Origin of the sequence: Bythopirellula goksoeyrii (assembly GCF_008065115.1) — a bacterium.
Classification (GTDB): domain Bacteria; phylum Planctomycetota; class Planctomycetia; order Pirellulales; family Lacipirellulaceae; genus Bythopirellula; species Bythopirellula goksoeyrii.
In genome coordinates this window covers 6169308-6193391 of record NZ_CP042913.1, presented here as the reverse complement: position 1 = coordinate 6193391, position 24084 = coordinate 6169308, and the positions used below count along the sequence as shown (strand labels likewise).

21 protein-coding genes are annotated in these 24084 nt (G+C 53.6%); 11 read left to right on the top strand and 10 right to left on the bottom strand.

Annotation, left to right across the window (positions count from 1 at the left end; all coding sequences use genetic code 11):
• Position 1 precedes the first annotated feature (1 nt).
• From Pr1d_RS24520 to Pr1d_RS24510, 3 genes are all read left to right on the top strand, one after another.
• Positions 2–523, top strand: a complete 522-nt coding sequence (locus Pr1d_RS24520; RefSeq protein WP_148075991.1) for a hypothetical protein — start codon at positions 2–4, stop codon at positions 521–523.
• A gap of 370 nt (positions 524–893) precedes the next feature.
• Positions 894–1751: an HAD-IIA family hydrolase gene (locus tag Pr1d_RS24515; protein WP_148075990.1), complete on the top strand. Its 858-nt coding sequence runs from the start codon at positions 894–896 to the stop codon at positions 1749–1751.
• 77 nt (positions 1752–1828) lie between these two features.
• Complete coding sequence (locus tag Pr1d_RS24510) at positions 1829–2302, top strand: hypothetical protein (protein ID WP_148075989.1); 474 nt, start codon at positions 1829–1831, stop codon at positions 2300–2302.
• A gap of 111 nt (positions 2303–2413) precedes the next feature.
• Here Pr1d_RS24510 and Pr1d_RS24505 read toward each other — a convergent pair whose 3' ends face one another.
• The 3 genes from Pr1d_RS24505 to Pr1d_RS24495 form a co-directional block, all read right to left on the bottom strand.
• Positions 2414–3808 (bottom strand): Gfo/Idh/MocA family protein, encoded by a 1395-nt coding sequence (locus Pr1d_RS24505; RefSeq protein WP_148075988.1) that lies wholly within the window; start codon positions 3806–3808, stop codon positions 2414–2416.
• A gap of 130 nt (positions 3809–3938) precedes the next feature.
• Positions 3939–5270 carry an SUMF1/EgtB/PvdO family nonheme iron enzyme gene (locus tag Pr1d_RS24500; protein WP_238476586.1) on the bottom strand — a complete coding sequence of 444 codons (1332 nt, stop codon included), beginning with the start codon at positions 5268–5270 and terminating at the stop codon, positions 3939–3941.
• 247 nt (positions 5271–5517) lie between these two features.
• Positions 5518–5913: an SRPBCC domain-containing protein gene (locus Pr1d_RS24495; protein ID WP_210417832.1), complete on the bottom strand. Its 396-nt coding sequence runs from the start codon at positions 5911–5913 to the stop codon at positions 5518–5520.
• Positions 5914–6016: 103 nt separating this feature from the next.
• Here Pr1d_RS24495 and Pr1d_RS24490 point away from each other — a divergent pair, with 103 nt between their 5' ends.
• From Pr1d_RS24490 to Pr1d_RS24480, 3 genes are all read left to right on the top strand, one after another.
• Positions 6017–6406 (top strand): type II toxin-antitoxin system RelE/ParE family toxin, encoded by a 390-nt coding sequence (locus tag Pr1d_RS24490; protein WP_148075985.1) that lies wholly within the window; start codon positions 6017–6019, stop codon positions 6404–6406.
• On the top strand, positions 6399–6719 hold the full coding sequence (locus Pr1d_RS24485) for a helix-turn-helix domain-containing protein (protein WP_148075984.1): 321 nt from the start codon (positions 6399–6401) through the stop codon (positions 6717–6719). Before Pr1d_RS24490 ends, Pr1d_RS24485 begins: the two co-directional genes overlap by 8 nt.
• Before the next feature lie 67 nt (positions 6720–6786).
• Positions 6787–7278, top strand: a complete 492-nt coding sequence (locus Pr1d_RS24480) for a GNAT family N-acetyltransferase (protein WP_210417831.1) — start codon at positions 6787–6789, stop codon at positions 7276–7278.
• Between the two features lie 42 nt (positions 7279–7320).
• Here Pr1d_RS24480 and Pr1d_RS24475 read toward each other — a convergent pair whose 3' ends face one another.
• Together Pr1d_RS24475 and Pr1d_RS24470 are read right to left on the bottom strand one after the other, a co-directional pair.
• Positions 7321–7947 carry a hypothetical protein gene (locus Pr1d_RS24475; protein WP_148075983.1) on the bottom strand — a complete coding sequence of 209 codons (627 nt, stop codon included), beginning with the start codon at positions 7945–7947 and terminating at the stop codon, positions 7321–7323.
• A gap of 9 nt (positions 7948–7956) precedes the next feature.
• Positions 7957–9003: a hypothetical protein gene (locus Pr1d_RS24470; protein ID WP_148075982.1), complete on the bottom strand. Its 1047-nt coding sequence runs from the start codon at positions 9001–9003 to the stop codon at positions 7957–7959.
• Between the two features lie 284 nt (positions 9004–9287).
• Between Pr1d_RS24470 and lpdA the strand changes: the two genes are divergently transcribed.
• The 4 genes from lpdA to Pr1d_RS24450 all read left to right on the top strand — a co-directional run bounded on the left by lpdA (position 9288) and on the right by Pr1d_RS24450 (position 15689).
• Positions 9288–10706, top strand: coding sequence for a dihydrolipoyl dehydrogenase (gene lpdA, locus Pr1d_RS24465; protein WP_148075981.1), 1419 nt, complete (start codon positions 9288–9290; stop codon positions 10704–10706).
• Between the two features lie 231 nt (positions 10707–10937).
• The gene (gene aceE, locus Pr1d_RS24460; RefSeq protein ID WP_148075980.1) at positions 10938–13649 is read left to right on the top strand and encodes a pyruvate dehydrogenase (acetyl-transferring), homodimeric type; all 2712 of its coding nucleotides are present in this window, start codon (positions 10938–10940) and stop codon (positions 13647–13649) included.
• Positions 13650–13716: 67 nt separating this feature from the next.
• Positions 13717–15093 (top strand): 2-oxo acid dehydrogenase subunit E2, encoded by a 1377-nt coding sequence (locus tag Pr1d_RS24455; RefSeq protein ID WP_148075979.1) that lies wholly within the window; start codon positions 13717–13719, stop codon positions 15091–15093.
• 242 nt (positions 15094–15335) lie between these two features.
• On the top strand, positions 15336–15689 hold the full coding sequence (locus Pr1d_RS24450; protein ID WP_148075978.1) for a hypothetical protein: 354 nt from the start codon (positions 15336–15338) through the stop codon (positions 15687–15689).
• An 84-nt stretch (positions 15690–15773) separates the two neighbouring features.
• Here Pr1d_RS24450 and Pr1d_RS24445 read toward each other — a convergent pair whose 3' ends face one another.
• The 3 genes from Pr1d_RS24445 to Pr1d_RS24435 form a co-directional block, all read right to left on the bottom strand.
• Positions 15774–16688: an aldo/keto reductase gene (locus tag Pr1d_RS24445; protein WP_168205471.1), complete on the bottom strand. Its 915-nt coding sequence runs from the start codon at positions 16686–16688 to the stop codon at positions 15774–15776.
• Positions 16689–17007: 319 nt separating this feature from the next.
• Complete coding sequence (locus Pr1d_RS24440) at positions 17008–19206, bottom strand: hypothetical protein (protein WP_148075976.1); 2199 nt, start codon at positions 19204–19206, stop codon at positions 17008–17010.
• A 10-nt stretch (positions 19207–19216) separates the two neighbouring features.
• A complete protein-coding gene (locus tag Pr1d_RS24435) occupies positions 19217–20818 on the bottom strand; it encodes a hypothetical protein (protein WP_148075975.1) in 1602 nt (533 codons plus the stop codon).
• Positions 20819–21118: 300 nt separating this feature from the next.
• On the opposite strand from Pr1d_RS24435, the gene Pr1d_RS24430 reads away from it, so the two are divergent.
• Positions 21119–22108: a helix-turn-helix domain-containing protein gene (locus tag Pr1d_RS24430; RefSeq protein WP_168205470.1), complete on the top strand. Its 990-nt coding sequence runs from the start codon at positions 21119–21121 to the stop codon at positions 22106–22108.
• 33 nt (positions 22109–22141) lie between these two features.
• Here the strand turns inward: Pr1d_RS24430 and Pr1d_RS24425 are convergent, their stop codons facing one another.
• Complete coding sequence (locus Pr1d_RS24425; RefSeq protein WP_148075973.1) at positions 22142–22786, bottom strand: zinc ribbon domain-containing protein; 645 nt, start codon at positions 22784–22786, stop codon at positions 22142–22144.
• A 146-nt stretch (positions 22787–22932) separates the two neighbouring features.
• Positions 22933–24069, bottom strand: coding sequence for a DUF6607 family protein (locus tag Pr1d_RS24420; protein WP_210417830.1), 1137 nt, complete (start codon positions 24067–24069; stop codon positions 22933–22935).
• Between the last annotated feature and the right edge of the window lie 15 nt (positions 24070–24084).

The window sequence follows — 24084 nt, the reverse complement described above, 5'->3', positions numbered from 1 at the left end:
CATGGAAATTCTCGATGCTCTGCGAGACTTCGATGGTAAGCATACCAAACCATTGGAAGAACTTGCCTTTCGAGGTGAATGGGATACTCAGGCAATAGGGACGCTGCTCGTCTGCGTGGAGAGTGACGAGTCGAATGTGCAATCGGCAGCGACCTGGGTTCTCAAATGCTTGCAAGAGCGTGGGGTCAGCTTCAATGCCTCACAGCATAACCAACTGCTGAATCTCCTGCACAAAGTTGCTCCTTGGGAAGCGAAACTGCACCTTCTGCAAATGCTGCCACAATTGCGAGTCACTTCGCAGCAGGCTGAACCTCTCTTTCAAACAATCGCAGGATTTCTTGATTCCGAGGACAATAAATTCGTGCGCGCATGGAGCTACAACGGACTGATCGTTCTCGCAACGCAGCACAGGAAGTTACGCAAGAAAGTCGCATCACTGATTGCCGAGGGGCAGCAGGAAGAGGCTGCGTCGGTCAAGGCACGGATTCGCAAGGCGTTGAAGGACGTGAATTGGATGGAGTAGTCCTGTCCTTTCCTACCTGTGCCTGCACAGGATCGGCTACAAGCAACGGAGAAGGAAATTCGCAACAGATGGGTGCAAGTGCTGCCTCAATTATGTTCACCACCTGCTCATGTTTTGCGTTTTGATAGCTGCATGCTTGCGTTTTAGCGGAAGGGACGAAAACTCGTTCTACTCGAAATATCATTGCGAATTTTGCTATTCCGACGGAAGCACGTCGCAGAATCTCCGAATGGTACGCCGTTTGCAAATTCGTTCGACTCCCTCCGAAACCTCCCGCCCCGACACCCCACCCCAAATGTCCACTTGTTGCGTTCAGGACGATGAATGGCGCAACGGCATCAGAATAACCATATTTCACAAGGATGATAGTATGCGCTCCCCATTAGGTTTCCTCGTAGACATGGATGGCGTGATCTACCGAGGTTCAGAATTGATCCCTGGTGCGAAACAGTTTATCGAGCGACTGCTCGAAGAACAGATTCCCTTCCTATTTCTCACCAACAATAGCCAGCGAACCCGCCGCGATGTGGCGATCAAGCTGGTGCGGATGGGCATCGATGTGGACGAACACCACGTCTTTACCTGTGCCATGGCAACGGCCCGCTTTCTCGCGCGTCAGAAGCCTCATGGCACGGCCTACGTAATCGGCGAAGGGGGACTTCTGCAAGCCTTGCATGAAAATGGCTACGCCGTGGTCGATCGGTCGCCCGACTATGTAGTAGTGGGAGAAGCCCGGACCATCACCCTGGAGATGCTCGAGCATGCTGTCGATCTGATTCTAGGGGGTGCCAAACTCATTGGTACCAATCTCGACCCGAATTGCCCCACGCAGTCGGGCACCCGACCAGGATGCGGCGCAACACTTGCCTATCTGGAAACCGCCACAGGCAAGAAAGCATTCACCCTGGGAAAGCCAAGTCCGGTGATGCTTCGTATCGCTCGCAAGGAACTGGGGCTCACTACGTCCCAGACTATCATGATCGGCGACACGATGGAGACCGACATTTTGGGCGCCGTGCAGATGGGTTACCGCTCGGTACTAGTGCTCTCGGGAGGAACTCGTCGGAGCGATCTACGAAACTTCGCCTACTGCCCCGGCTTGGTGCTGGATTCCGTCGCAGAACTTTCCGATCGCACACGAGATCTCGAGGAGATATTTCCCGCACCCATATTGCGCGCGGACGATACCCCGCATGACTTGCAGGAATGGATTGCGGCCCACGCTTGAGGAATCGGAATCTAACCGATCAAAGGATAGGTAGATTATTTACTTGAATAGGCGAATCACTTTCGAGAACTAGCTCCATGAATACTAAAGCAACTCGGTCATTCCAAGCCGCATACTTGGCATCTGCAATTGTCGCTCTATTTGTCTCACCATTGTTAGCACGTGAACCCATCGCTTGGGAAAGCAGCAATAGGGCTATGGAAACGAAGGGGCAGAGTAGCATAGAAGGATTCGACTATCCTTGCTTGAATATGGTGAAGTTTGATTTGGAGAGCACCGCCTCTAAGCACATTCAAACCCATGAGATAGACATTGTCCTGATTCCGAATCGCGAATCGAGCGAAGGGAAACTCCTTCCATTAGAATGTGCTGATCCTCTAAGTATTCGAGCAATTGGCCTACTTGAGGAGATTGATCTTTTCGATTTCAGTGATATCGTCGATGCTCAACCGAGTTCGCTAATATCGATTGACTGCGTAGACAACCGGCTTGAAATGCCAAACGGGGGCGCGAAGATTGTCAACATGCCAGCCGTACTTACGATCCAATAAGCGTTGTCATAGTTCGAGCTTATTGAGATGCGATAGAAACCAGAAGAGCTACGGATCAGTGGGAAATCTTTAAGGCAACACTTGCATGCAGGGTGAGTATTTACAAGCAGACTAACTCAACACCTTGTACTCCGCATCGCGGACAATCCCCGGCATGGGAAATGGATAACGCCCCGCGGAGTCCGGCATCACTGGTGCGGGTCCATCGGGGGTGAAATCGGCGATGTTCGGTGCAAGTTCTTGTGGCCAATCCATTGTCTGCTGGAAAGTGATTTCCTGGCCAGTGTGGGCAGCAATGCGACCCATATTGCTAACGACGCTTGCTTCAACGCCACGGGGGACTTCGTTGTAAGGACGATCTTCGACAATCGCGTCGACCAGGTCTTGCCACTCAAGTTGATAGGGGTTCTGTTCAGGCTGAGGATAGGCCCACACGACATCGCGACGATTTTGCCGTTGGCCACCGAAGATGCGGACTTTTCCCGGTGTGTGCCCTGCTGTACTGACTATGGCAGACCCCTTACTGCCATGAACAACACTCGACATGTCGTTGTAGCAACCGGTCATAGTGCGGCCGTCGAAAAAGAATTTGGTTCCGTCATCGAATGTATACTCCACGGAGTAGACGTCGAAGTTTTGATCGACGTAGTTTTCGCGATAATTCCGACCGCCGAGTGCTTGGGCTTTGATAGGCCACGCATTTTTCATCCAACAGATTTCGTCGATCTGATGAATGTAGAAATCGTTGAACAGTCCTCCACTGGCCCACAGAAAGCTATGGAACCGTTCGATCTGCCACATGAGTTCTTTGCGATCTGCAGGTTTGCGGGTGGAGAAACACGAGCCAACCGGACCATGCATTCGATAAGCACGCATGGCAACTAGATCACCGATTTCTCCGTCCGCAATCCTTTGGTGCAATTCCTGCCGTCCGCGGCAATGACGCACCATCAGCCCTACACCGCATTTGAGGTTCTTGGCATCGGCCTGCGCAGCAAGTTCGTACATCTGCTTCGCGGAAACCCCATCGGCTACGAGCGGTTTTTCCATGAATACATGCAGCCCACGGTCGATTGCGTACTGAAAATGGATTGGCCGAAATGCGAGAGGTGTAGCGAAGATGGCGATGTCGCCGGGACTAAGGAGATCCATTGCCTTGCGGTAGGCATCAAAACCAACAAAACGTTGATCTTCGGGGACTTGGACCATGTTGGGCGAACTCTCAGCGAACTTCGTAATTTCCTCGTAGCTGGAAGCGAGACGCTCCTCAAACACGTCGGCCATCGCGACGAGTTGCAAATCAACATTTTCATTCTTGACTGACAATGCATCGGCAGCAGCACCTGTGCCCCGACCCCCGCAGCCAATCAGGGCAACTTGTATTTTATTTTTCTCGCCCTCTGCAGCGTGGACACCCGAAAGTGTCAAAGTACTCAGTGCCGAGGCTGCCCCGGCGATCTTAATAAATTCGCGACGATCGGATTGCTGACTTGGTTGTTTAGTCATGGTTGCTCTGTGGAAAGAAATTTGGGGGCGGAAGTGTAGGGCAGACTTGCTGATTTTGAGCGGAACGGCTCTAGCCGCCAGTATTTGAGATTCATTGGTGTCTCGCGCCATGCCGAGTAAATGTGATTGGTCATCTTTTGTTCACTGCACTATTCCAATATACATCCATCTCCTCAGCACTCGGGATTTCGAGCGGACGGACAATTCGAAAGCCCAACCAACGGGCATCTGTATGATACCAAATACTCTTGGGTAATTGGGGGTCTTGCTGCTTCCACGATGAATCGGAACCAATGCGGTAAGCAGAGCGCAAGTGCTCCGGATCGCTGTCCCAACTACCCCCACGTACGGTACGCGGGTAAAGTGTCTTGGGTTTGATGAAGGGGTTTTTAGCATCCCCCGCCAGCTTCGTGAAATAATCGGGCAGGAATTGGTCGAGCGTCCATTCGCTCACGTTGCCGTGCATGTCGTACAGGCCCCAGGGGTTCGGCTTTTTTTCGCCAACCTTCTGATATTTCTCGTTGCTGTTGTCATAATACCAGGCGTACTGGTCGAGGTCCTGCGAGTTGTCGCCAAAAGAGTAAGCCGTCGTCGAGCCAGCGCGACAGGCGTATTCCCACTCGGCTTCGGTCGGCAGGCGATAAAAATGGCCCGTTTGTGCGCTGAGCCATTCGCAATACTTACTGGCGGCATGCTGCGTCATGCTGATGGCCGGATAGCCACTTTGCCCCATACCAAAACTCATCTCCATATAAGGCGCTGTCGGTTGGCTGATCGCATCGACGAGGCCGTGCTTGACAGGGTCGTAGTCTTTGCGCGCACCGTTCTTATGCCGGTCGACCTTCGTGATCATATAGGGTTCGTACTCATCCCAGGTAACTTCTTGCCGACCCATCCAAAACGGCGCGACGGTTACTTGCGTTTGGGGGCCTTCGTCTGCCTCTCTCAGCGGCTCGTCGGAAGGGCTCCCCATAAGAAACTTCCCGCCAGGAATAGGCTGCATCCAGAACTCGACACCCGTCTTGGGGATTTTCTCCTGATAGACCTTCATATCCGGCTGGGCCGTTTCGACCGAGTGCTTGTGAATCTTCGCCCAGATCTGTTGGACTAGTTCTTGATTGTCAGGCGCCTGAGATTCTTGCCGAGTCTTTTCCTTCGCGCTGAGTACGAGCCCCCTTGGCCATTCGGCTCCCTCGTCGATCCACTGTTTGATACGCTCGATTTGCGTCTTCTCCAGCGGACCGTCGGGCGGCATGATCAGGTCATCGTCCGCAGGCAAGGTGATATATATGTACAGCGAGCTCTCGTCAGATTTGCTGGGGAAGAGTGCCGGACCACCGCTGCCTCCTGTCAATGCACCCTGCCGCGTATCGAGCCACAACTCGCCGTCGGCCTCCTCGCCACTGTGGCAACTGACGCAGGATGTCTCGAGAATCGGTTGAATTTCCTTGCTGAAATCCACTGCAGCCTCCACTGTTGGGACAAACAGTAGACAAGTGAAGCTAATGCTAGCGAAAGGCAAGTTCATTCTTTGGAGGAGCTCACAAGTAGAAGAAGGCAAAAATAGAATCTTTGCGGAACTGGAATCTATTGTATTGAACATTACAAACTCGGTAAAGCAATTGATAATGTTTTCTGATTGTGTGTAAAAATGTAATGTTCTTTACCGGAGCCCAGCGATCCATTAGCAGTTCCAAGAAAACCAACTCCTATACAGTGCCAAGATATTCCCGCCAGGGAGTCCAGTAGTGTCTCTCCCAGCCCTGGCAGACCCCGGCAAAGTCTACGTCGGGCACGTTGACTTGTACTAGTTCTATCCGTGCTCCGTCTTTGTCTGAACAGAATGAGAGTGTGAGAGTAGAGTCGATCGCATCAGAGGGCCAATTCCCCGATCGCCAGGTTTGCACAATAAGTCGCTTCGGTTCGACATGCAGGATCGTGCCGGAAAGCATACCCTCAAATGCACGGAATGCACTGCCGGGGCTTTCTCCAATCTCTACAGTCGCTCCCGAGAACGCGGCATGCTGTTTGGGGTCGAGATACATCTCGTAAAGTCGGTCGGGCGTTGCAGGCAAAAAAGCGGCGAGAATGACGGTGCGGGGCATAGTGATGACCATTGTTTTTCTAGCAGTGTTTAGTGTGAGTTGAATTGACTTTCAGTCCAAAATATCATAATATTGTTGTATAGAGATTAGCAACGAGGTCTCGGTGCCTGAAACAACAATTCACTTTTTTCGGGAGGATGATGGAACAGTACCTTTCAACGAATGGCTTGAAGAGCTGGCACAACAGAATCCAAAGGTACGTAATAAATGTCTCACCTACCTGCGACACCTGCAACGCGAAGGCCATGAGCTGCGCAGACCAACGGCAGACCTGCTCCGTGACGGCATCTACGAATTGAGACCATCCTACCAAGGAGTGAATTATCGCATCCTTTATGGATTTGCAGGGCAAGGCCTCGTTGTAGTTTCACATGGCATTACAAAAGAAAAGCGAGTTCCACCTGCTGAGATTGAAAATGCAGTAGCAAGGCTTGCAGCTTATCGTAAAGACCCTAAGCGGCATTCTTACCCAATGGATGTGTTAGATGAATAAAAAACTTCCAAAGAAAGATGCTCTCGATACTTATATTGACGAGGCTGGTATTGATGCCGACAGAGATTCTGATTTCCAGCAGTTTTCTCGGCAGATCAAGATTGCTGAGATGATTTATGCTGCAAGAAAACAAGCTGGACTTACCCAAGCCGAACTTGCGAAAGCAGTTGGTACGAAGCAACAAGTGATTTCGCAACTGGAAAGCGCTGACTACGAAGGACACTCTTTTTCGATGTTGGAGCGAATTGCAAGTGCTTTGCATAGTAGGATCGAGATCCGAATCGTTCCGGAGGAGGCCGAGGTGGTCGGTTGACCAATTGTCCACAAGGTGGAGTATTTTGGACCTTCAAAGAATTCTCTAGATCGACTGAAACCTTCAAGTGCTCGAAATCGACTTCATTAAGGCGGATTTGACTAACGAAGTGCACCAAGCAGCCGTGTTGGCGATGTTGAACTGCTATGCTTCGGATGCCATGGGCGATGGCAAGCCGCTTTCGGAGTATGCGAGTTCCCATTTAATCGAAGGTTTGGTCCGTCACCCAACCACTGTGATCTTTTTGGCCACGCGTGACACAATGCCCTGCGGTATCGCGATTTGTTTCCGCGGATTTTCAACTTTTGCCGCCAAGCCGCTCATCAATATCCATGACTTCTACGTCGCCGCTGAAGTGCGTGGCCAGGGTGTTGGACGAGCGTTACTCGATGCCGTAGAGAACGAAGCACGAGCGACTGGTTGCTGCAAGCTGACGCTCGAAGTCCAAGAGAATAATTCTCGAGCTCGATCGATCTACGATCGCTTCGGTTTCGCCCAGGCCGTTTATGCTGCCGACGCGGGAGGAGCACTTTTCATGTCCAAGCCGCTTAGGCCATGATCTCGCTGACCACTGCATCGAGCGCCAAGATTGTATTCAGCGTCATTCTCCTTCGAGCTTCTCCGCTTGCTCTTTCGACTTGCGCCGCCAGAGCTGAGCTTCTTTTTTGTCGCCCAGTTCGGCAAAGGCATCGGAGAACATCGAATAGGCATTGGTTAAGAGGGCGGGATCAGTGTGGTCGTCGCTCTCGGCATATCGCTCGCGAACCTTTTCTATGCGGTTGCGGAAGCCCTCATCGGTCATCAACCGGCGGCACTCTTCACCGGTGCAGCCAAAAAGGACTCCGGCTAGCTTGTCCCATTCGCCGAGGAATTCTGTACCTTTTGGCTGCAGTTCCAGCCGTACTTGGAAGGTTTCACCCTCGACAAGATCTACCTGCCTACGTCTTGCTCCGCGAGCTACAGGGAGTTCCAGATGGTCGTGCCAGACACCCAGGTCCTGCTTGCCTGCAGGTAGGAACATGGTGGCAAGGCCTTGCTGATTTGCTTCAGCACGAAATGGCACCGGGCCGTGTTTTTCGATTGCGGCTTCATAATCTTTTTCTTTCAATACTCGTTCACTGCGGCAGAGCCAATCACAGTAGATTTGTGATCCACCATTCCACCAGCCGACGTTGGGGTTAGAGAACATCTTGGCCTCTACGACGGGCTGCTCGCGATGATCGACCACTTCGATTTCTCAGCGAACCATGGGCTGCATCTCGATGAGTAGCTCCTCGGAGAACTGGCTCGGTTGAAAGGTTTGAGGGCGCCAGTACGGGTCCGGATCGCGCGGCTCGATACCTGAGGGAGTGTCGCCCGACCGAGCGATGTAGTGATCGCAGAGTGCCGTTACTTGTATCGGTTGTGTGGCTGGCCAACGCTCGATCACAAACTTTCCATCTTCTGCGATCGGAGACCAAGACCACCAATCAACGCTATGAAGGTGATGCTTTTCCGGCAAAGTCGAAACGCACACGCGGCCATTGTGAATTGGCCGAGGGACGTTGTCGCTCAATCGACCAGTGATACGCACCGCTGGTAGCAGCTCCAAGCGATGTTTCACAACTTCGCCGGCTTTACCCTCCACGGTGTCGATCGGGCTGAAATGAGTTGCATGCTCCCCATCGAGTCGAACCAACAGCACCTGAGATTTGCCCTCAGAAAGCGGAGGGATGCGCAGTGTTCCTTGCTGTGTCACGGTCGGGCTAGCTCCCGACAACCAACTTCGCCCATCAGACCATAGACAATGAAGAGCCTTCAAGTCGGTTGGTTTGCCATTCTCGATCGGTTCGATCTCGACGGTAACACCCTTCTCCAGCTCGACAAGAAACGGTTCGTCCTCCTCGTAGGGCACATTAATATTTTGATGGCTCTTGAAGACATACTCGGGATGGTCCACCGACAGAGTGACCTGTGTTGTAAGCACATGTTCCTTTGGGTTGGCATAGAAGGGATATTGCACCTCCACCATACCATTGGCATCCGACTTCACCTGTTCCGGTACAGGATACCCTGTTCGCTCATCGTTCCATTGTCCGTGACCTTGGGAGCTTCTAAGTGCCCAGGGGCTCACTTCGACATCGCCCACAGGCCGCCCCTCTTGGTTGACGAACTTCACTGGAAGGGTGATCAGGTGTTGTTCGACAGTCTCGGAAGTCGAAGCCGTCTCTTCCGCTGACGCCATGACTATGACGAAGAGGAAACATCCGAGCGTGCCCAATAGCAATCTGAAAAGACGTGACATGGTAATCGCTCCGCCTGGAAGAAATATGCGTTGAAACTATTTGTGAGGATATTCTTGCGAGTCAGATTTGTTCAAGAATCTTTGGGCCACCATTCAGAATTCTCAGGATTATATGGGGTATCCAGCAATAGCCCCGACATTCATGTCAGATTGTGATTTTCTCTCCATTTCTTCCTTTCATTCGCCCCTTTCTTAGGCATTGTGAGAACGCCCCGTTCAGGTAAACTGGGGGTTTCTCTGTCTTGCGCGGGGCAGGACCTATACAACCGTGGAAAACCAGTTTGATGCACTCGCAAGTTGTCGTATTAGGAGGAGGTCCCGGGGGATATGCTGCCGCGTTTATGGCCGCTGACCTGGGGCTGCAAGTCACCATTGTCGAGGCGGATCCGCGGCTGGGAGGAACCTGCCTCATACGTGGTTGCATCCCTTCCAAAGCCCTGTTGCATGTGGCCAAGGTGATCAGCGAAGCTCGCGACATGAGCGAGTGGGGTGTCACCTTCGGCAAGATGAAGCTCGATGTCGACGGTTTGCGTGCCCGCAAAGAAAAAGTAATCGACACGCTCACCGGTGGGTTGGCCCAGTTGGCCAAGCGGCGGAATGTGCAGGTGGTCAACGCGCGAGGAATCTTTGTCGATTCTCAGACTCTTCAACTCGAAGGGGGCAATCCAGAAACTTACGAAAGCGAGCGACTCACCTTCGACCATTGCATCCTCGCGACCGGCTCGGTTCCCGCGATGCCCAAGATGTTCAAACTTGGTTCGCCACGCGTGATGGATTCGACCGGCGCACTTGAACTGGAAGAAATCCCTAAGTCGCTGCTGGTGATCGGCGGCGGATATATCGGGCTGGAGATGGGCACTGTCTACGCGGAGCTCGGCAGTAAAGTGACCGTGGTGGAGCTCATGGATGGCTTACTTCCCGGAGCGGATCGCGATTTGGTCAAACCGCTGCACAAACGACTCGAAAAACTGTTCGACAAAATTTACCTTGGTACCAAGGTGCTGGGTCTCGAAGACACTGGCAAACAGGTTGAAGTGCAGGTCGAAGGAGCCGATGGGAAGCAAACACTCACCTTCGATCGTGTGTTGGTCTCGGTCGGTCGCCGCCCTGTCTCGACGGGTCTTGGCTTGGAGAACACCAAGGTGACGGTCAACAAGCGTGGCTTCGTTGAGGTGAATGAACGACAGGAAACCTCCGACCCACATATCTTGGCAATTGGCGATGTGGCTGGAGACCCGATGCTTGCGCACAAAGCGTCGCACGAAGGGAAGGTTGCCGCCGAAGTTCTCGCTGGCGAACCGGCTGCCTTTGATGCGGCAGCAATCCCAGCGGTCGTGTTCACTGAACCAGAAATAGCCTGGGCCGGGCTTACCGCGGACGAGGCCAAGCGAGACAACATCAACGTCACAATCGCACAATACCCCTGGCAAGCGAGTGGCCGGGCTATTGCTATCGGCAAGACCGATGGACTGACCAAGTGGCTTGTTGATCCCGAAACCAACAGAGTCCTCGGCTGCGGCATCGTGGGTACTGGGGCGGGTGAATTAATCGCCGAGGCAGTCGTCGCAATCGAGATGGGCTGCACCGTGCGTGACATCGCCGACTCGATCCATGCCCATCCCACATTAAGTGAAACAGTGGCTTTCGCCGGGGAAGTTTACCTGGGTACGGCAACCGAGGTTTATCGTCCGAAGAGGAAATAACTGAACTGTACGAAAAGTAAAAAGTCGCAGATAAACGCGGTTTTGCAGGATTGCCACAGGTGAGAATTTCCCCGGAGATAGGTAGCGATACAATTGGATGGATGTTCAGGCAATTAGTTTCCAAACATTAACTAACACGAATCCGCAGAGATCCCATGGATCCGCGGCAATCCGCGTCTGATTTATTGCAGCTAGGACGCGAGGTAAAACAGATACGTTAGGAACCGTTTTATGGCAGAAATGAAAGCAGAGATGATCAAGTCGCCGATTCCCAACGACAGCGACCCCGCCGAGACCGCAGAGTGGCTCGAGTCGCTCGACTACGTGCTCGAAAGCAAGGGACCTGAGCGGCTTCAGCAATTGATCTCTGCTCTGGAGCAAACGGCCCATCGCAATGGGGTGGATCTGCCTTTCACGGCCACCACTCCCTATTACAACACCATCTCGCGCGAGAAGCAGCCTCCCTATCCGGGCAATCGCGAAATGGAGCGACGCATCAAGAGCTTCATTCGCTGGAATGCGATGGCCATGGTCACCCGTGCCAACCGCGATCCGGCCGCTCCCGGTGGTCACATTTCCACATACGCCTCGTCAGCCACGCTGTACGAAGTTGCCCTGAATCACTTCATCCGCGGCCGTGGCGAAGATGGTTTTGGCGGCGATCAAGTTTACTTCCAGGGACACGCCTCGCCTGGCATGTACTCTCGCGCCTATTTGGAAGGACGACTTACCGAAGAGAACTTGATCAACTTCCGCCGCGAATTGGCCGAAGGAGGGGGTCTTTCCTCGTATCCCCATCCTTGGCTGATGCCCAACTTCTGGGAATTCCCCACCGTGTCGATGGGGCTTGGGCCGATCATGGCCATCTATCAGGCGCGTTTCAATGAATATCTGACAGATCGCGGTATTGTCGACTGCTCACAAAAACGCGTCTGGGCATTCCTCGGCGACGGCGAATGCGACGAGCCCGAGTCATTGGGTGCTATCACCCTTGCCTCGCGAGAACATTTGGACGGACTGATCTTTGTCATCAACTGCAACTTGCAACGACTCGACGGCCCGGTCCGCGGCAACGGTAAGATCATCCAGGAACTCGAAGGTGCCTTCCGTGGTGCAGGTTGGAACGTCATCAAAGTTGTCTGGGGTGGAGATTGGGATCCGCTGCTGGAAGATGACGACACGGGCCTCCTTGCTCAGCGCATGATGGAAGTCGTCGATGGCCAGTACCAGAAATATGTTGTCTCGCCTGGCGACTTTATCCGCAAAGATTTCTTCGGCAAATATCCTGAATTGTTGGAACTGGTGAAGAACTATTCCGACGAAAAGCTTAGCAAAATGCGTCGCGGTGGGCACGACCCCGAGAAGGTGTTTGCTGCCTATCAACTGGCTTGCCAGCGCAATGGCAAGCCGACCGTCGTCATCGCCAAGACCATCAAGGGCTATGGACTTGGTGAAGGGGGCGAGGGTCGCAATATCACCCACAACCAGAAGAAGCTCAACGAAGCAGAGCTCCGCGAATTCCGAACCCGCTTTGGCATCCCCATCTCAGACGAACGGGTAGCCGAAGCACCTTTCTATAAGCCACCCGAGGATAGTCCCGAGATGAAATATCTCCGCGCACGGCGCGAAGAGTTGGGAGGCTTCGTACCTAGTCGCACTACCGAGCCGATCAAGTTGAAGGTTCCCCGTCTGACGGACTACGAAAAGACCATGGGGAAGTTGGTCAGCAAGGGTCCCGGCAAAGAGATGTCGACCACGATGGGCTTTGTCCGTTTGTTAGGCGATTTATTGCGTGACAAAGAGATCGGCAAGAACATCGTTCCGATCGTTCCCGACGAATCACGCACATTCGGTATGGAAGGTCTGTTCCGCCAGGTGGGTATCTATTCCCATCTCGGCCAGCTTTACCAACCCGTCGATTCCGATCAGGTGGCATTCTACAAAGAAGCCAAAGATGGACAGCTCCTTGAAGAAGGGATTACCGAAGCGGGGAGCATGTCGTCATTTAATGCAGCAGGCACAGCCTACTCGTCGCATGGCGTGAACATGATTCCCATGTTCATCTACTACTCAATGTTCGGCTTCCAGCGGATCGGCGATCTGATTTGGGCAGCAGCTGACATGCGGGCCAAGGGTTTCATGCTCGGCGGCACTGCGGGGCGCACGACCCTCAACGGTGAGGGGCTCCAGCATCAAGATGGTCACAGTCTGGTAAACGCGATGGCCTTCCCAACGGTCCGTGCCTACGATCCGGCCTTTGCCTATGAAACGGCGGTTATCATCTTCGACGGTCTCAAGCGTATGTACGAAGACAACGAACAGGCGATCTACTACATCACACTGGAGAACGAGAACTATCTGATGCCTGAGATGCCGGAAGGTTGCGAGGAAGGCATCATCCGGGGTATGTATCGCTGTGCTAGTCACGAAGCCGAAGGCAAAGAAAATGACAAGCGAGTGCAACTCTTTGGTAGTGGTCCGATTCTCAACGAAACCTTGCGTGCCGCCGGCATCCTGGCCGAAAAGTATGGCGTCTCCAGCGACGTTTGGAGTGTTACCAGCTACACCCAACTGCGACGCGACGCTCAAGAGTGCCAGCGTTGGAACATGCTCAATCCTGGCAAGAAGGCACGTTTGTCCTACGTGGAAGAACAACTCGGCGATTGCCAAGATCCCGTGATCGCGGCCAGCGACTACATGCGGATTCTCGCCGATCAGCTGATGCCGTGGATTCCCAACTTGTTTACTCTGGGAACCGATGGCATGGGCCGCAGCGAATCCCGCGAGGCTCTGCGACGACATTTCGAAGTCGACGCCGAGTGTATCACTCTGGCCTCCCTGACCCAATTGAGCGAACAAGGCAAATTCGACAAAAAGAAACTTGCGGGTGTCGTGAAAGAACTCGATATCGACCCCGATAAGCCCTCCGCGTTGTACGCCTAGTAATCGGAACGACCAATTTTCACTGAACAATAGCTAACGACTAACAGCTAATAGCTAACAACTTATAATGGCAACACAAATAAAACTGCCCCATTTGGGCGAGAAAATTGAATCGGGCGACGTGCTTTCGATCTTGGTCGCCGCGGGCGATACCGTCACGGTCGATCAAGATCTCATTGAAGTGGAGACCGACAAGGCAACGATGCCGATCCCGAGCCCCGAAGCGGGGAAGGTGACGAAAGTGCTCGTCTCGGAAGGAGATACCGTCGAGGTCGGTGCGCCGATCCTGGAGATCGAAGCGGGGGAAGGGTCTTCGAACGGGAAGGCCGCTGCTGAACCTGCACCTGAGGTGGAGAAGCCCGCGAAGAAGCAAGCTCCCCCGGAACCGAAGCCAGAGACTTCGGAACCAGAAACTTCTGAATCAGACATCCCCCCCGCCCCCGAGACCGACGTTCCTACCGTTGTCGAGCCAGAATCAGTCGCGAAAGCGCCACCGAAACCGGCGCCAGTGAAAGAAATCCCAGCCACGGCAGGCGATGGACATGCGCCCGCCGCTGCCGGACCTGCTGTGCGGCGATTGGCTCGCGAGTTGGGCGTCGACCTACGGCGTGTGCGACCAGCCAGCGGCGGTCGCATCACGGAAGAAGACGTTCGAGTTCACGTCCGTGCCAGCAATGCCCAAGCGGCTTCGTCCGCTGCGCAAGGTGTGACTCCCCCCGGTACTCCCGACAGTGATGGCCATGGTGCTGTGCGGCGCGAGAAGATGTCTCGCCTGCGGCAGACCATCGCCCGCAACATGTTCGCGTCCTATTCGACGATCCCCCAGCTCACGAATTTCGATGATGTGGATGTGACGGAACTCGAGCGGATTCGCAAAGACAGCAAAGACGACTATGCCTCGCAAGGTGTCAAGCTCACTTCCATGCCGTTTCTGGTGAAGGCCATCGCAACTGCCCTGAAGCAGCATCCCATTGTCAACGCCTCCGTGAGCGAATCAGGCGACGAGATCATTTACAAGGAATACGTGAACATTGGCATCGCGGTGGATACTGAGAAGGGTCTCATCGTACCCGTGCTGCGCGACGCAGATCGCAAGAGCATCCCGTCCATCGCTCGAGAGATGGCCAAGATGGCAGAAGCGGCCCGCGATGGGACTTTCGTCATCGAGGACTTGCGCGGTGGCACGTTTACGATCAGCAATCTAGGCGCAGTGGGTGGCACATATTCCACGCCGATCATCAATCCCCCTGAGGTCGCGATCCTGTTGGTGGGCCGCAGTCGCACGCTGCCGATGTACGTCAAAGAAAGCCTCGAACCCCGCCTGATAATGCCACTCTCAATAACCTACGACCACCGCGTGGTCGACGGTGCGGCAGCGGCAAGGTTCCTCAACGACGTGAAGCGCTACCTGGCCAATCCAGGTAGATTGTTGTTGGCACCTTGATGCATTGAACGGTTAGCCGCAATGCAAACCGCCTCCGTAGCAGAGCACAATTTGCGATATCCACCTTCGCATTGTCCAGTCCGTCTGACTCAGTGGGATTTAACGAACCGGGGATGAATTATATTGCTCTCTGGCAGATGTCGGCATTTCGTCTCTATTCAAGCGACTAACAACGACGCGAAATCTTTCTTTTGCGGTAACATTTCAGATGGCTGAAGTGTTACATTCGATCCAGTTTGAAGGTGCCACCGACGATCTATCTCGACAGTGTGGCCCACAATCCCGATGGGAGCTTGCTCGCATCCCTAGGAGCCTTTGACTACGACGGTGATGTCGATGACGCAGATTTGGAACAGTGGCGAGCAGAGTTTGATACCGCGTCGGGCGCCTCATTTGATTGGAGCGATGCCGATATTGATGGTGCAGATTTTCTTGCCTGGCAACAAACCTACCAACCACTCGCCACTACCTCTCTATCCGCAGTTCCCGAGCCGCGCAGCTCTCTTCTTTTCGTCGCTGCAACTCTGTTCATTTTCTGTTCAATCAGGTGCCCAAGAAGAAATGCATCACTGAACTCGATACGAAGCAATTGCTAGTGCGAACAGCACACGGGTGTTCGGCCACTGGCACTTGCCAGCAGCACGAAACCGCGAAAAAGCACTTGTCAGCTACGATAAAAACTAGCCTATAAGCTTCTTGACGGGATATTTCGCGATGAGTCGTAAAGTTTCATCCATCTGTGCGGGAGTCTCAGCACCAACGGTCATCGCATCCAGCAAACCGTTTTCCTGAGCGAACTGAATACACTCTTCCTTGTTGTCCACCAGCGTGCCTTCGCCATAAATCTTCATCCCTAAGATCGCTTTGCCATTCTGGCGAGCCTTGGTCAATACGGGTACCACATCCTCCAGATTTCCATCCATTCTGGCACCAAACGGATTGATTCTGGCCAAGATCACGTCGACCCAGGGAGAATTGACGGCCGTCACCACGGCTCGAAGATCGTGACAGGAGACACCAACGGCTCGAACCTGTCCCCGCTGTTTCGCTTCGTCGAGGGCTTCCATGTAAGGTGCCAACTGATCGGGCCAATTTGGTGTCATCATGCAATGCAAGAGGACAATATTCAAATGATCGGTGGCAATTTCATGGCAAAAGCGATCAAGCGTCGTTTTGGCGATTTGCTTGCAGAATTTGGGCGCGTCAGGTGTGCAGGCGCTGTCATATCGTGTCCAGATCTTTGTGAGGATCGAGACCTTGTCGCGAGGTATTGTCTTCAATGCTTCACGGAAGTAGACATGTGAGCCATACAAATCGGCCAAGTCGAAGAACGTAACCCCGCGATCGTAAGCGTGTTGCATGAGCGCAACGAAATTCTCAAAGCCTTTTCGGGTATGATCCGATTGACGATTACCACCATGCATGCCGGTTCCCTGACCGACGCGGGACATGACGATGCCCGTCTTCCCGATCGGCATCTGCGGTGGCGGCGGTGTGGCGTCGTCGGCTCGAACTACCTGAGGCGCTATGCTGGAAGCGAGTGTGGCAGTACCCGCAGATACTGCGAGAAAGCGACGTCGATTGAACTCTGGCATGCTTCCGCCTCCCCAGTTAAAGAATGATGAAACGGCATGCATCTTGGGAGGCAGCCAGCCTGCCCTCGCGGATATTTACTACACTCGTAGGTTACAACTTTTGCGTTGAATGGACTAGCCCCAAGGATTGACTGCACTGAGGTGAGGGAAAGCTGGCGTGGGCTCAGCCCTTGCCAACATATTTGTGTTCCCCAACCCCTGAACAGGAAAGCTTGCAATATTCACTTTTGAACGTGTTGAGCCGCACTCTGTCGAATTCGGCGAGGAAATTGAAGTCTGCGAGCAACTAGGTCGTGGTACTGAGAAGCTTTTGAAGGGATCACCAGGCAATCCTACTGAGGAACTGCCCTCGGAGCGATACGAGCAAGAGTGACAACAGAACCAAAGGTCTCGGCTCGGGGACCGCAGCCGTCGCAGCAGTAATCGGCGCGCCGTAATGTGACTGCCACAGCGCCAAGTCACCGCTATTGATTCCATTCGGCGACCCACCTCGCTGCCAGATGAGAAAGTCATTTCCGTCCACGTCGCCGTCCTGATCGAAATCTGCGGTGAGCTGGGTCGGATCGACGACCTCCAGTACAACTGAAGTTGGGTTGTATTGAATGCTCCAAGCGTGGCCACTGGCAACTGGAGGCAACATCAGTTCTTCAAAGGTACCTGTAACACTCGTGGCGGAAAGGATAGGAAACGAATCGCCCAGGCTCGGCATGCTCGCGCCCAGCCAATCGACGGCGAGCATCCCATCAAGGGATGCCGGGCCATTGACAATCAACTGATCAAAGTCACCGAGTGTTGTGCTCTGGAGTTCAAGGTTCAGACTCTCCTCGACCCCGAGGACCGACGGCGCATCCGTTTGAGTAAACCCAGCCGTGGTCAAAACGCCCACCTGATTGTCACCACCGACGACCAGTGTTGCGGAATTAATCAAAGGTGCGGAAATGGCGATACCGCCAGCAAAGGTCATGGTGCCAACTAGGTTCTCAAGCTCTCCAGGCCCGCTGATTTGAACGCCCTGCTCGAAATCCGAATCGCCAAGAAGTTCCAACTGCGATCCGTAGTCCATCTGTAGTTCCGCATCGCCCCGAAACACAACCGGTGCGTTGAACACTGAGGCACCTGGTCCACTCACTTCGACTAGGGCGTCGTTGCCCGTGTCGAAGCCATCGCCAAGGATAAAAGGCGCCCCCTGGATTGTTGCTTCCGAGCCATTGGTGTACTGGAGCATCATCCGGCCATCGAACACCCACTGGCAACAAATGTCCATTCTGAGTTCTCCGCCGTTGACCTCCAAGGTCCCCCGGAATTCGTTATCGGGGAAAGGGTTGCCCGGGTCGATGGTGTTGCTATTGATCTCGAGTCTGCCACCGGAGTTGATGGTCGTCGTATGGCTTCCGGGAGAAGGGCTATCCCAGTCGATATGCGGATCGTCGATCCGCAGCAGCTTATCGACAATCAAATCGTAATGATCCCCTGTGACAAATTCTCCGTTCTCGCGAATCCACGAGTTTTCGCTGAAGTGAATTGTGGCTCCCGGAGCTACATTAACTTGGCCGCGTGTCACAGTGACGGGACCAAGAAGCGATGCCTTGCCCGAGAGGACATTCAACTTGGCGTTGTTGTGAAACATTTCCAGGGCCTCGCCCGATAGCGTCGCCGTGCCGTTGTCGCCGTTCATTTCAATCAGACCGGCGTTGAGCACTTGGTTGCTGCTTCCCAGCCGCCAGGGAAAAGCGAAGTGGGCCTGATCGTCTTGTCCAATTTGCAGGATGCCGGTAAACGAATCGGCCAGGGGGCCGTACACATTGAGTCGCACGCTGGTTGCAAGAAACGAACCATCGTCCACATCCAGAACACCGTCTTCATTCGCGCCATCGAGATCGAAGACGCCTCTACTCGCTCCCACTGGCAACAGCGACAAGAATCCGTTCTGTGGTCGAATGGTCCCGCTGTTGTCTAGCAAGACGGTTTCTGAGTTGCCTTGGAAGTTGTCAAACTTAATCGTTCCATTGCCAGCCAGTGAGCTCCCTGCACCGATCGTCGATTGCGGTCCACCAATTTCCACGGTAGCCGCTGCTTGTCCCAGCCCGCCCAGCTCGACGCTGCCTCCATCGGCAATATCCAATGCAAACGTGAAAAAAGCTTGTGAGCTATTGGGGGAATCGGGAACGATCAAGGCAGTACCATTGTCCTCCACGTATGTATGAACTAAAGCTAGTAGTGTGTGACCGTTGGTGTTCACGGTGACACCATCTCGGATGGCTAGGATATCGATATTGACGTCATCGGAGAGACTCGCGAGGTCGCTGCCCAAGGGACCGACATTTTGAAGGATCGCGTTATCGCCCACACCCGGCGGCGACTGCAGGCAAAACTGCCCGCTGCACTGCGGCTGCCAGTTCGTGCCTGTGTGCCAGTCGCTGCTGGTTTCGCCGTCCCAGAAGACGTCATCACTGCGCGCGATCTCGCCGAACAGGTAACCGGTGATTACGATCGTCAAGAAAAGTGTCCTCGTATACATTTCTTCCTCCTCAATGCCGATGCCTCTGGAAAACGTTGGTTCGTCCGCTTCGCTCTCCGAGTCCCCACCCTACGAACCACGTAGCTGCGAACGTTAACAGTGCCCCTGTCGACAGCTCTGGAACTGGAATGCCGATGGCGATGCGTGAGGCAGAGTCGAGGCTTCCGTTGAAATAGTCGATCGATAGAGACGACACGCCGGAGACATCAAACAAAGAGTACTCTTCCTCGTTTCCGCCGCCGCCGGGCCTGTTTTCGACGAGCTGTCCGGTCAAAGAATCATAGATCGGAAGAAACGAAGTCTCTCCATCAGTCGTCTCGCCTTGGTCAAGGAGCGTCAGAATTCCGATGTCCGAGGAGATCGTGAAGGTCTCGCCGTTCCAGTCGACGTCGAAGGCCAACAGGATTGATCCGGTGGGAAGGGCATCAGAAAAGTTGATGTCTGTCTGTACGTCGCCCGGCAGCGCACTCGAAGGTGCGCCGTAGTCGAGAACCGGGATGCTTTCGCCGTAAGACGCGACAAAGGCCGAATCGGTGGCAGGCTGGAGATTTACGTCAAACTCGCCTGAAGTGACGGTTGACGAGATGGACCCGGTGATGCCTCCGGCTGAACCGCTGGAGGTCGATGACCAGTCAAAGTAGACCGGTGCTGCCTGCAGGGAGCCTGCCGCGAAGACGTTCAGCGAGACGAAGGCCAAGATCAACGCCCAAACTGCGATTTGTGAGCACCTGTATCGTTCACAGCACAGAACTAACAACGCGATCCCAACCAGCACTAGCAATCCTGCCCCAGGCTCAGGAACAGCAAAGCCTATCACCGGATCGATAGTCACGAAAGCTTCCTCGAGCGGCTCGAGAAACACGCCCGGTCCAACACCTAGCTGAAAGTGTTCGTGGAAAATATACTCCTCTCCCACAGCGACACCTGCCGCATCAAGATCGACCACGACGGCAAAGCCTTGGTTAAACTGCATCAAGGTCTCATGGAAGGTCGGTCCAGGTGGCACGCCAAACATGTCCCCAAAACCGTCACCGATATCAAAATGTGGCACGGTTGGGTCGTTTAAAAAGTGATCGGTGTAGATCCCGCCATTGAAATAGCCAGTCATCAGCAAGCGGATACCATTCCCGCCACCAGCACTTGGTCCCACATCAAGTGGTGCGAATCCGCTCGCCGAGTTCGGTGCGACTGCGTAAACAAAATACTTTTCATTCCCACGGGTGTTAGTAAAGTTTGCAAACGAATCCGCAAAGTGCCAGTCGTTCGGTCCAATGTGAAGCGTAGTTGAAGTCTTGACCACCCAGCGAGTATCTCCCAAGACCTGTAATGGACCGGAGGGAATATCTGCCACACCAACGACATACTCGTTGATCGGCATCAGTTCTAAGGTTGCCTGGGAAGCAGCAACGGCGACATCGCCTACTCGCGATTCAGACTCGGTTAGATCTCCTCCAGGAGCAAGCCGATTGTTATCGGCAATGACCTCACCCGACAGCTTTTCAAGTTGTGTAGACAACTCGATAAGCTGAATCGCTTGAGTGGGTACGGCTGAGACTCCAGTACTGAGCGCCAGCAGGAAGAGGACGTGTGGACAAGAAGTCTTGTTGATCATGAGTTCTACCTCCGTTCGATATCATGTCGACAGTAGGACAACTCGTGAGATGGTCGCTCGCATTCGGTGGGGCGGCAAGCAATTCCTCTAAGAAGTGACATCGCCGCCTATTCAAGACTGAAATGGCGAAAGTCCAGTTTCTCACGCTATTCAACAACTTTAAGGAGTGATTCTTAGTTTCAAGAAGTTAGCTTACCCCGAGGGATTATTTGCTTCTCCTCATTTTGTGCATTAGAATGCCCCAATCTGTGCACGCACGGCCGCACCATGACGTTCGGGAAACTTCCACAAGGAGTACTCATGAATGACATGCAAAGAAATAGCCAAGAAAGTAGGAAGCTGACTTTCTCAACGGAAGCTCTCGGACCTGAAAAGTGGCGTGATGTGGTATGCGGGTTTTACTCCGGCATTTCTCTGGATTGGATCCAGGAGCAGCCTCGGCCAGCATGGCTTGGCTTAAGCCGATTCGCCGATTCTCAAGTTATGGAAATTGCCAGTGCCAGGCCAGTCCGAGTAGTAAGTACTCCTTCACCTTCATGGTTTCAAGATACTTACAACCTTGCACTTCTTGCGAAAGGCAATTGCCGAAGTCGTCATGCCGGCCGCGAAGAGGTTTGGAAAGCAGGGGATCTCATGTTGTTCGACAGCTCCCAATCGTTCGACATTGTGCATCCCGCCAACTACCATCTGCTCTCGTGGAGTTTGCCGCGAGAATCCGTAGCCAAAATGATTGCCGCACCAGATCGTTCGCTCGGTATGAGAATCTCTGGCCATTCAGGCATTGGCGCTATCCTTGCAGACTTTGTGCGCGCGCTGCTCATTGAAGCGAGGCATCTCGAACCGAGCGAACAAAGCTCCATGTTGACACATTTGTATGGACTGATCGGTTTGGCCGTCGGTGCCAGTTCCGAAGCACATCAGTCGCGCCGTGAAACTCAGCGCGAAGTACGTCGGCAACAAATTCTTTCCTATGTCGAAGCGCGCTTGACAGATCCAAGTCTTACGGCGCAGCAAGCTGCGAAGGACCTAAAGATCTCGCAGCGTTGGCTGCATGCAGTGCTTGAGCGGAGTGGAATCAGCTTTGCCGCCTGGGTTGCCCAGCGTCGGCTCGAAGAATGCAGAAAGATTCTCACAAATCCCGCCTACGACCATTTAACGATCGCCGATATTGCCTTCCGCTCTGGCTTCAGCAATTTGGCAACTTTCAACCGACGATTTCGAGATTATTTCGAGATGGCTCCCCGAGATGTGCGATACTTGGCGCAACGAAATGTAAACCGCGCAGAATAGCAGGCTATCGACCTCGCGAGGTTGGTCCCGAGATTACGCAGCAACCCTTGTCAGCTCGCTCAGTAGCGATTCCAAACAACGGGTGCTCTTGCCCCAATCAAACATCTGGCCGGGGATCTCGGTCTTGGCTTCGACTTGCGTACCCCCTGGGCTGCGGCACACCTTGATGATCAATTCTCCTTCGAGAGCAAGCATATCCGAAGGGAGAGCCGCCACAATCACACAGCCATCGGCGAGTTGATGGACGCCACGTATCGCGCGGCCAGACCGTGCAAGTGAACATAGTAGAGAGACGATCACTTTGCCTGGTGGCTGGACCACAAACTTCGACTTCTCTTTGCCTGTCTTCACACCCAATTTGGCGTAGGTCGATTGCGCGAACTGAGCGAGACTTGCCATCGGCAACTTGATGGGGAGCCCGGCAAGCTTTCCCAGGGCATTGCCATACATGTCGAGAAAGTCTTCGCCGGTGAGTGACTTTTTTGACTGTGCCGCACTTTCGGCGATTCGATCACGGACCTCGGGAATGCGAAGCAGGGTTTCATAGTCACTCACATCGGACCAGTCGATCGGAAGATCGATCGTCTCGATTGCTGCCGAATCCATTGCCGTCAGCTTTGCACCACACGACGAGCAGAATTTTCCTGCGGCTTTGGCACCGCACTCTGAGCAAAACATCGTAAACCCCTCCCAATTCTTATCATTCACCTGCGCAGCATTGCTAGCACGACGGATCCAAATCCATCCGCCAGCGATATTATCGTCACTGACTGGGAGGCTTCGACACCAATTCGCAGGTCCATACATTCTGGGCATAGTTTAGTTCAGAGGTTTTCCAGGAATCTATTTACTGTCTCCTGGGCATGTGTCCGACCGTTTTCCTTGTCGTAGCTGTCTGTTGCTTCAATCTCTGCTGCGTAGCCGAAGTGTTCTTCATAGAGTTTCTTGCCGTCTGCTTGGTTTTTCAGCTGAAACCGGTCGCGTGTGCGAAAAATATCTTTCCATGCGCCACGCACTTCCTTCCAATAGTCGCCGGTCTTGGCCCAATACGCGTCGGCAGGTTTTTGTATGGTTGGCTCAAGGATCCGTTCGTAGCGATTGATTCCTATTTCGCAGGCGACGCTGCGAGGCGAGTTGGTTTTGCTATCGACTTGCAGCTTGCAGTTATCCTGGAAATGCACCCATCCGGTTGGTGTGATCGTGATCGCCTGCGTCCCGCCCAAGACATTGTAGTCGTCGCGAACCGAGAACTCGCGACGAGGCAACGGTCGCCAGGCATCATTGCTCGTCCAGCGAGAAAAACCGGCTTCATGTTCCCAGCGCCCGAACGCTTCGTAACGAGGCGAATCGTCCACTTGAAACACGGCTTGGGACCAGCCTCCGGAAGCTTCTTCTTCCGCGAGTTTCATTTTCTCCCAAACCAAATGCCCGCGATAGACAACCAGTTCACGGTCCTCGTAAGTCCAGTCCTGCCGCCAGTGCTTCATGACCATCGGTCCCCCCATTTCTTCATCCTCGAAATACATGACCAGCGTATGTTGTAAACTGACAAAAGTCGGTGTGTCGGCTAGTACACGAACATGTTCGGTGGCCCACGAGAAGTAGGGCCGACTTGGCTTATAGTCCTCGGCAAAACCCATCGATTCAATGAACTGAAAGCTGACTCGAAACGATCCCGCCATTGCCAGGACGGCCATACGATCTCGTTCTTGCTTCGAAAGATCAGGTTGCCGAATCTTCTCCCAAGCCTCGCTCGGTTCCCCAGCCAATGTAACCTTGCTCCCCTGAGTTGTACCGCCCTGTGTTTCCATCGTAGTGGGATCGAGAAAGGGCCACCCGAAGGCCATGCTGACTACACTTTCCGATGCCTCCTTCGGCGAGTCAGCATCGTGGGCCCGAGAGTCGACAGACATGGCAATGGCAATTCCGAATAATAGGAATGGTGAATGAAGGCGTAGCATGGCAGGGAGGTCTTT

Excerpts from the sequence above, each read along its gene's own strand:
- Pr1d_RS24520 (WP_148075991.1), top strand. The coding sequence starts at position 2 with ATGGAAATTCTCGATGCTCTGCGAGACTTCGATGGTAAGCATACCAAA.
- Pr1d_RS24515 (WP_148075990.1), top strand. The coding sequence starts at position 894 with ATGCGCTCCCCATTAGGTTTCCTCGTAGACATGGATGGCGTGATCTAC.
- Pr1d_RS24510 (WP_148075989.1), top strand. The coding sequence starts at position 1,829 with ATGAATACTAAAGCAACTCGGTCATTCCAAGCCGCATACTTGGCATCT.
- Pr1d_RS24505 (WP_148075988.1), bottom strand. The coding sequence starts at position 3,808 with ATGACTAAACAACCAAGTCAGCAATCCGATCGTCGCGAATTTATTAAG.
- Pr1d_RS24495 (WP_210417832.1), bottom strand. The coding sequence starts at position 5,913 with ATGCCCCGCACCGTCATTCTCGCCGCTTTTTTGCCTGCAACGCCCGAC.
- Pr1d_RS24485 (WP_148075984.1), top strand. The coding sequence starts at position 6,399 with ATGAATAAAAAACTTCCAAAGAAAGATGCTCTCGATACTTATATTGAC.
- Pr1d_RS24470 (WP_148075982.1), bottom strand. The coding sequence starts at position 9,003 with ATGTCACGTCTTTTCAGATTGCTATTGGGCACGCTCGGATGTTTCCTC.
- lpdA (WP_148075981.1), top strand. The coding sequence starts at position 9,288 with ATGCACTCGCAAGTTGTCGTATTAGGAGGAGGTCCCGGGGGATATGCT.
- aceE (WP_148075980.1), top strand. The coding sequence starts at position 10,938 with ATGGCAGAAATGAAAGCAGAGATGATCAAGTCGCCGATTCCCAACGAC.
- Pr1d_RS24455 (WP_148075979.1), top strand. The coding sequence starts at position 13,717 with ATGGCAACACAAATAAAACTGCCCCATTTGGGCGAGAAAATTGAATCG.
- Pr1d_RS24445 (WP_168205471.1), bottom strand. The coding sequence starts at position 16,688 with ATGCCAGAGTTCAATCGACGTCGCTTTCTCGCAGTATCTGCGGGTACT.
- Pr1d_RS24440 (WP_148075976.1), bottom strand. The coding sequence starts at position 19,206 with ATGTATACGAGGACACTTTTCTTGACGATCGTAATCACCGGTTACCTG.
- Pr1d_RS24435 (WP_148075975.1), bottom strand. The coding sequence starts at position 20,818 with ATGATCAACAAGACTTCTTGTCCACACGTCCTCTTCCTGCTGGCGCTC.
- Pr1d_RS24430 (WP_168205470.1), top strand. The coding sequence starts at position 21,119 with ATGAATGACATGCAAAGAAATAGCCAAGAAAGTAGGAAGCTGACTTTC.
- Pr1d_RS24425 (WP_148075973.1), bottom strand. The coding sequence starts at position 22,786 with ATGTTTTGCTCAGAGTGCGGTGCCAAAGCCGCAGGAAAATTCTGCTCG.
- Pr1d_RS24420 (WP_210417830.1), bottom strand. The coding sequence starts at position 24,069 with ATGCTACGCCTTCATTCACCATTCCTATTATTCGGAATTGCCATTGCC.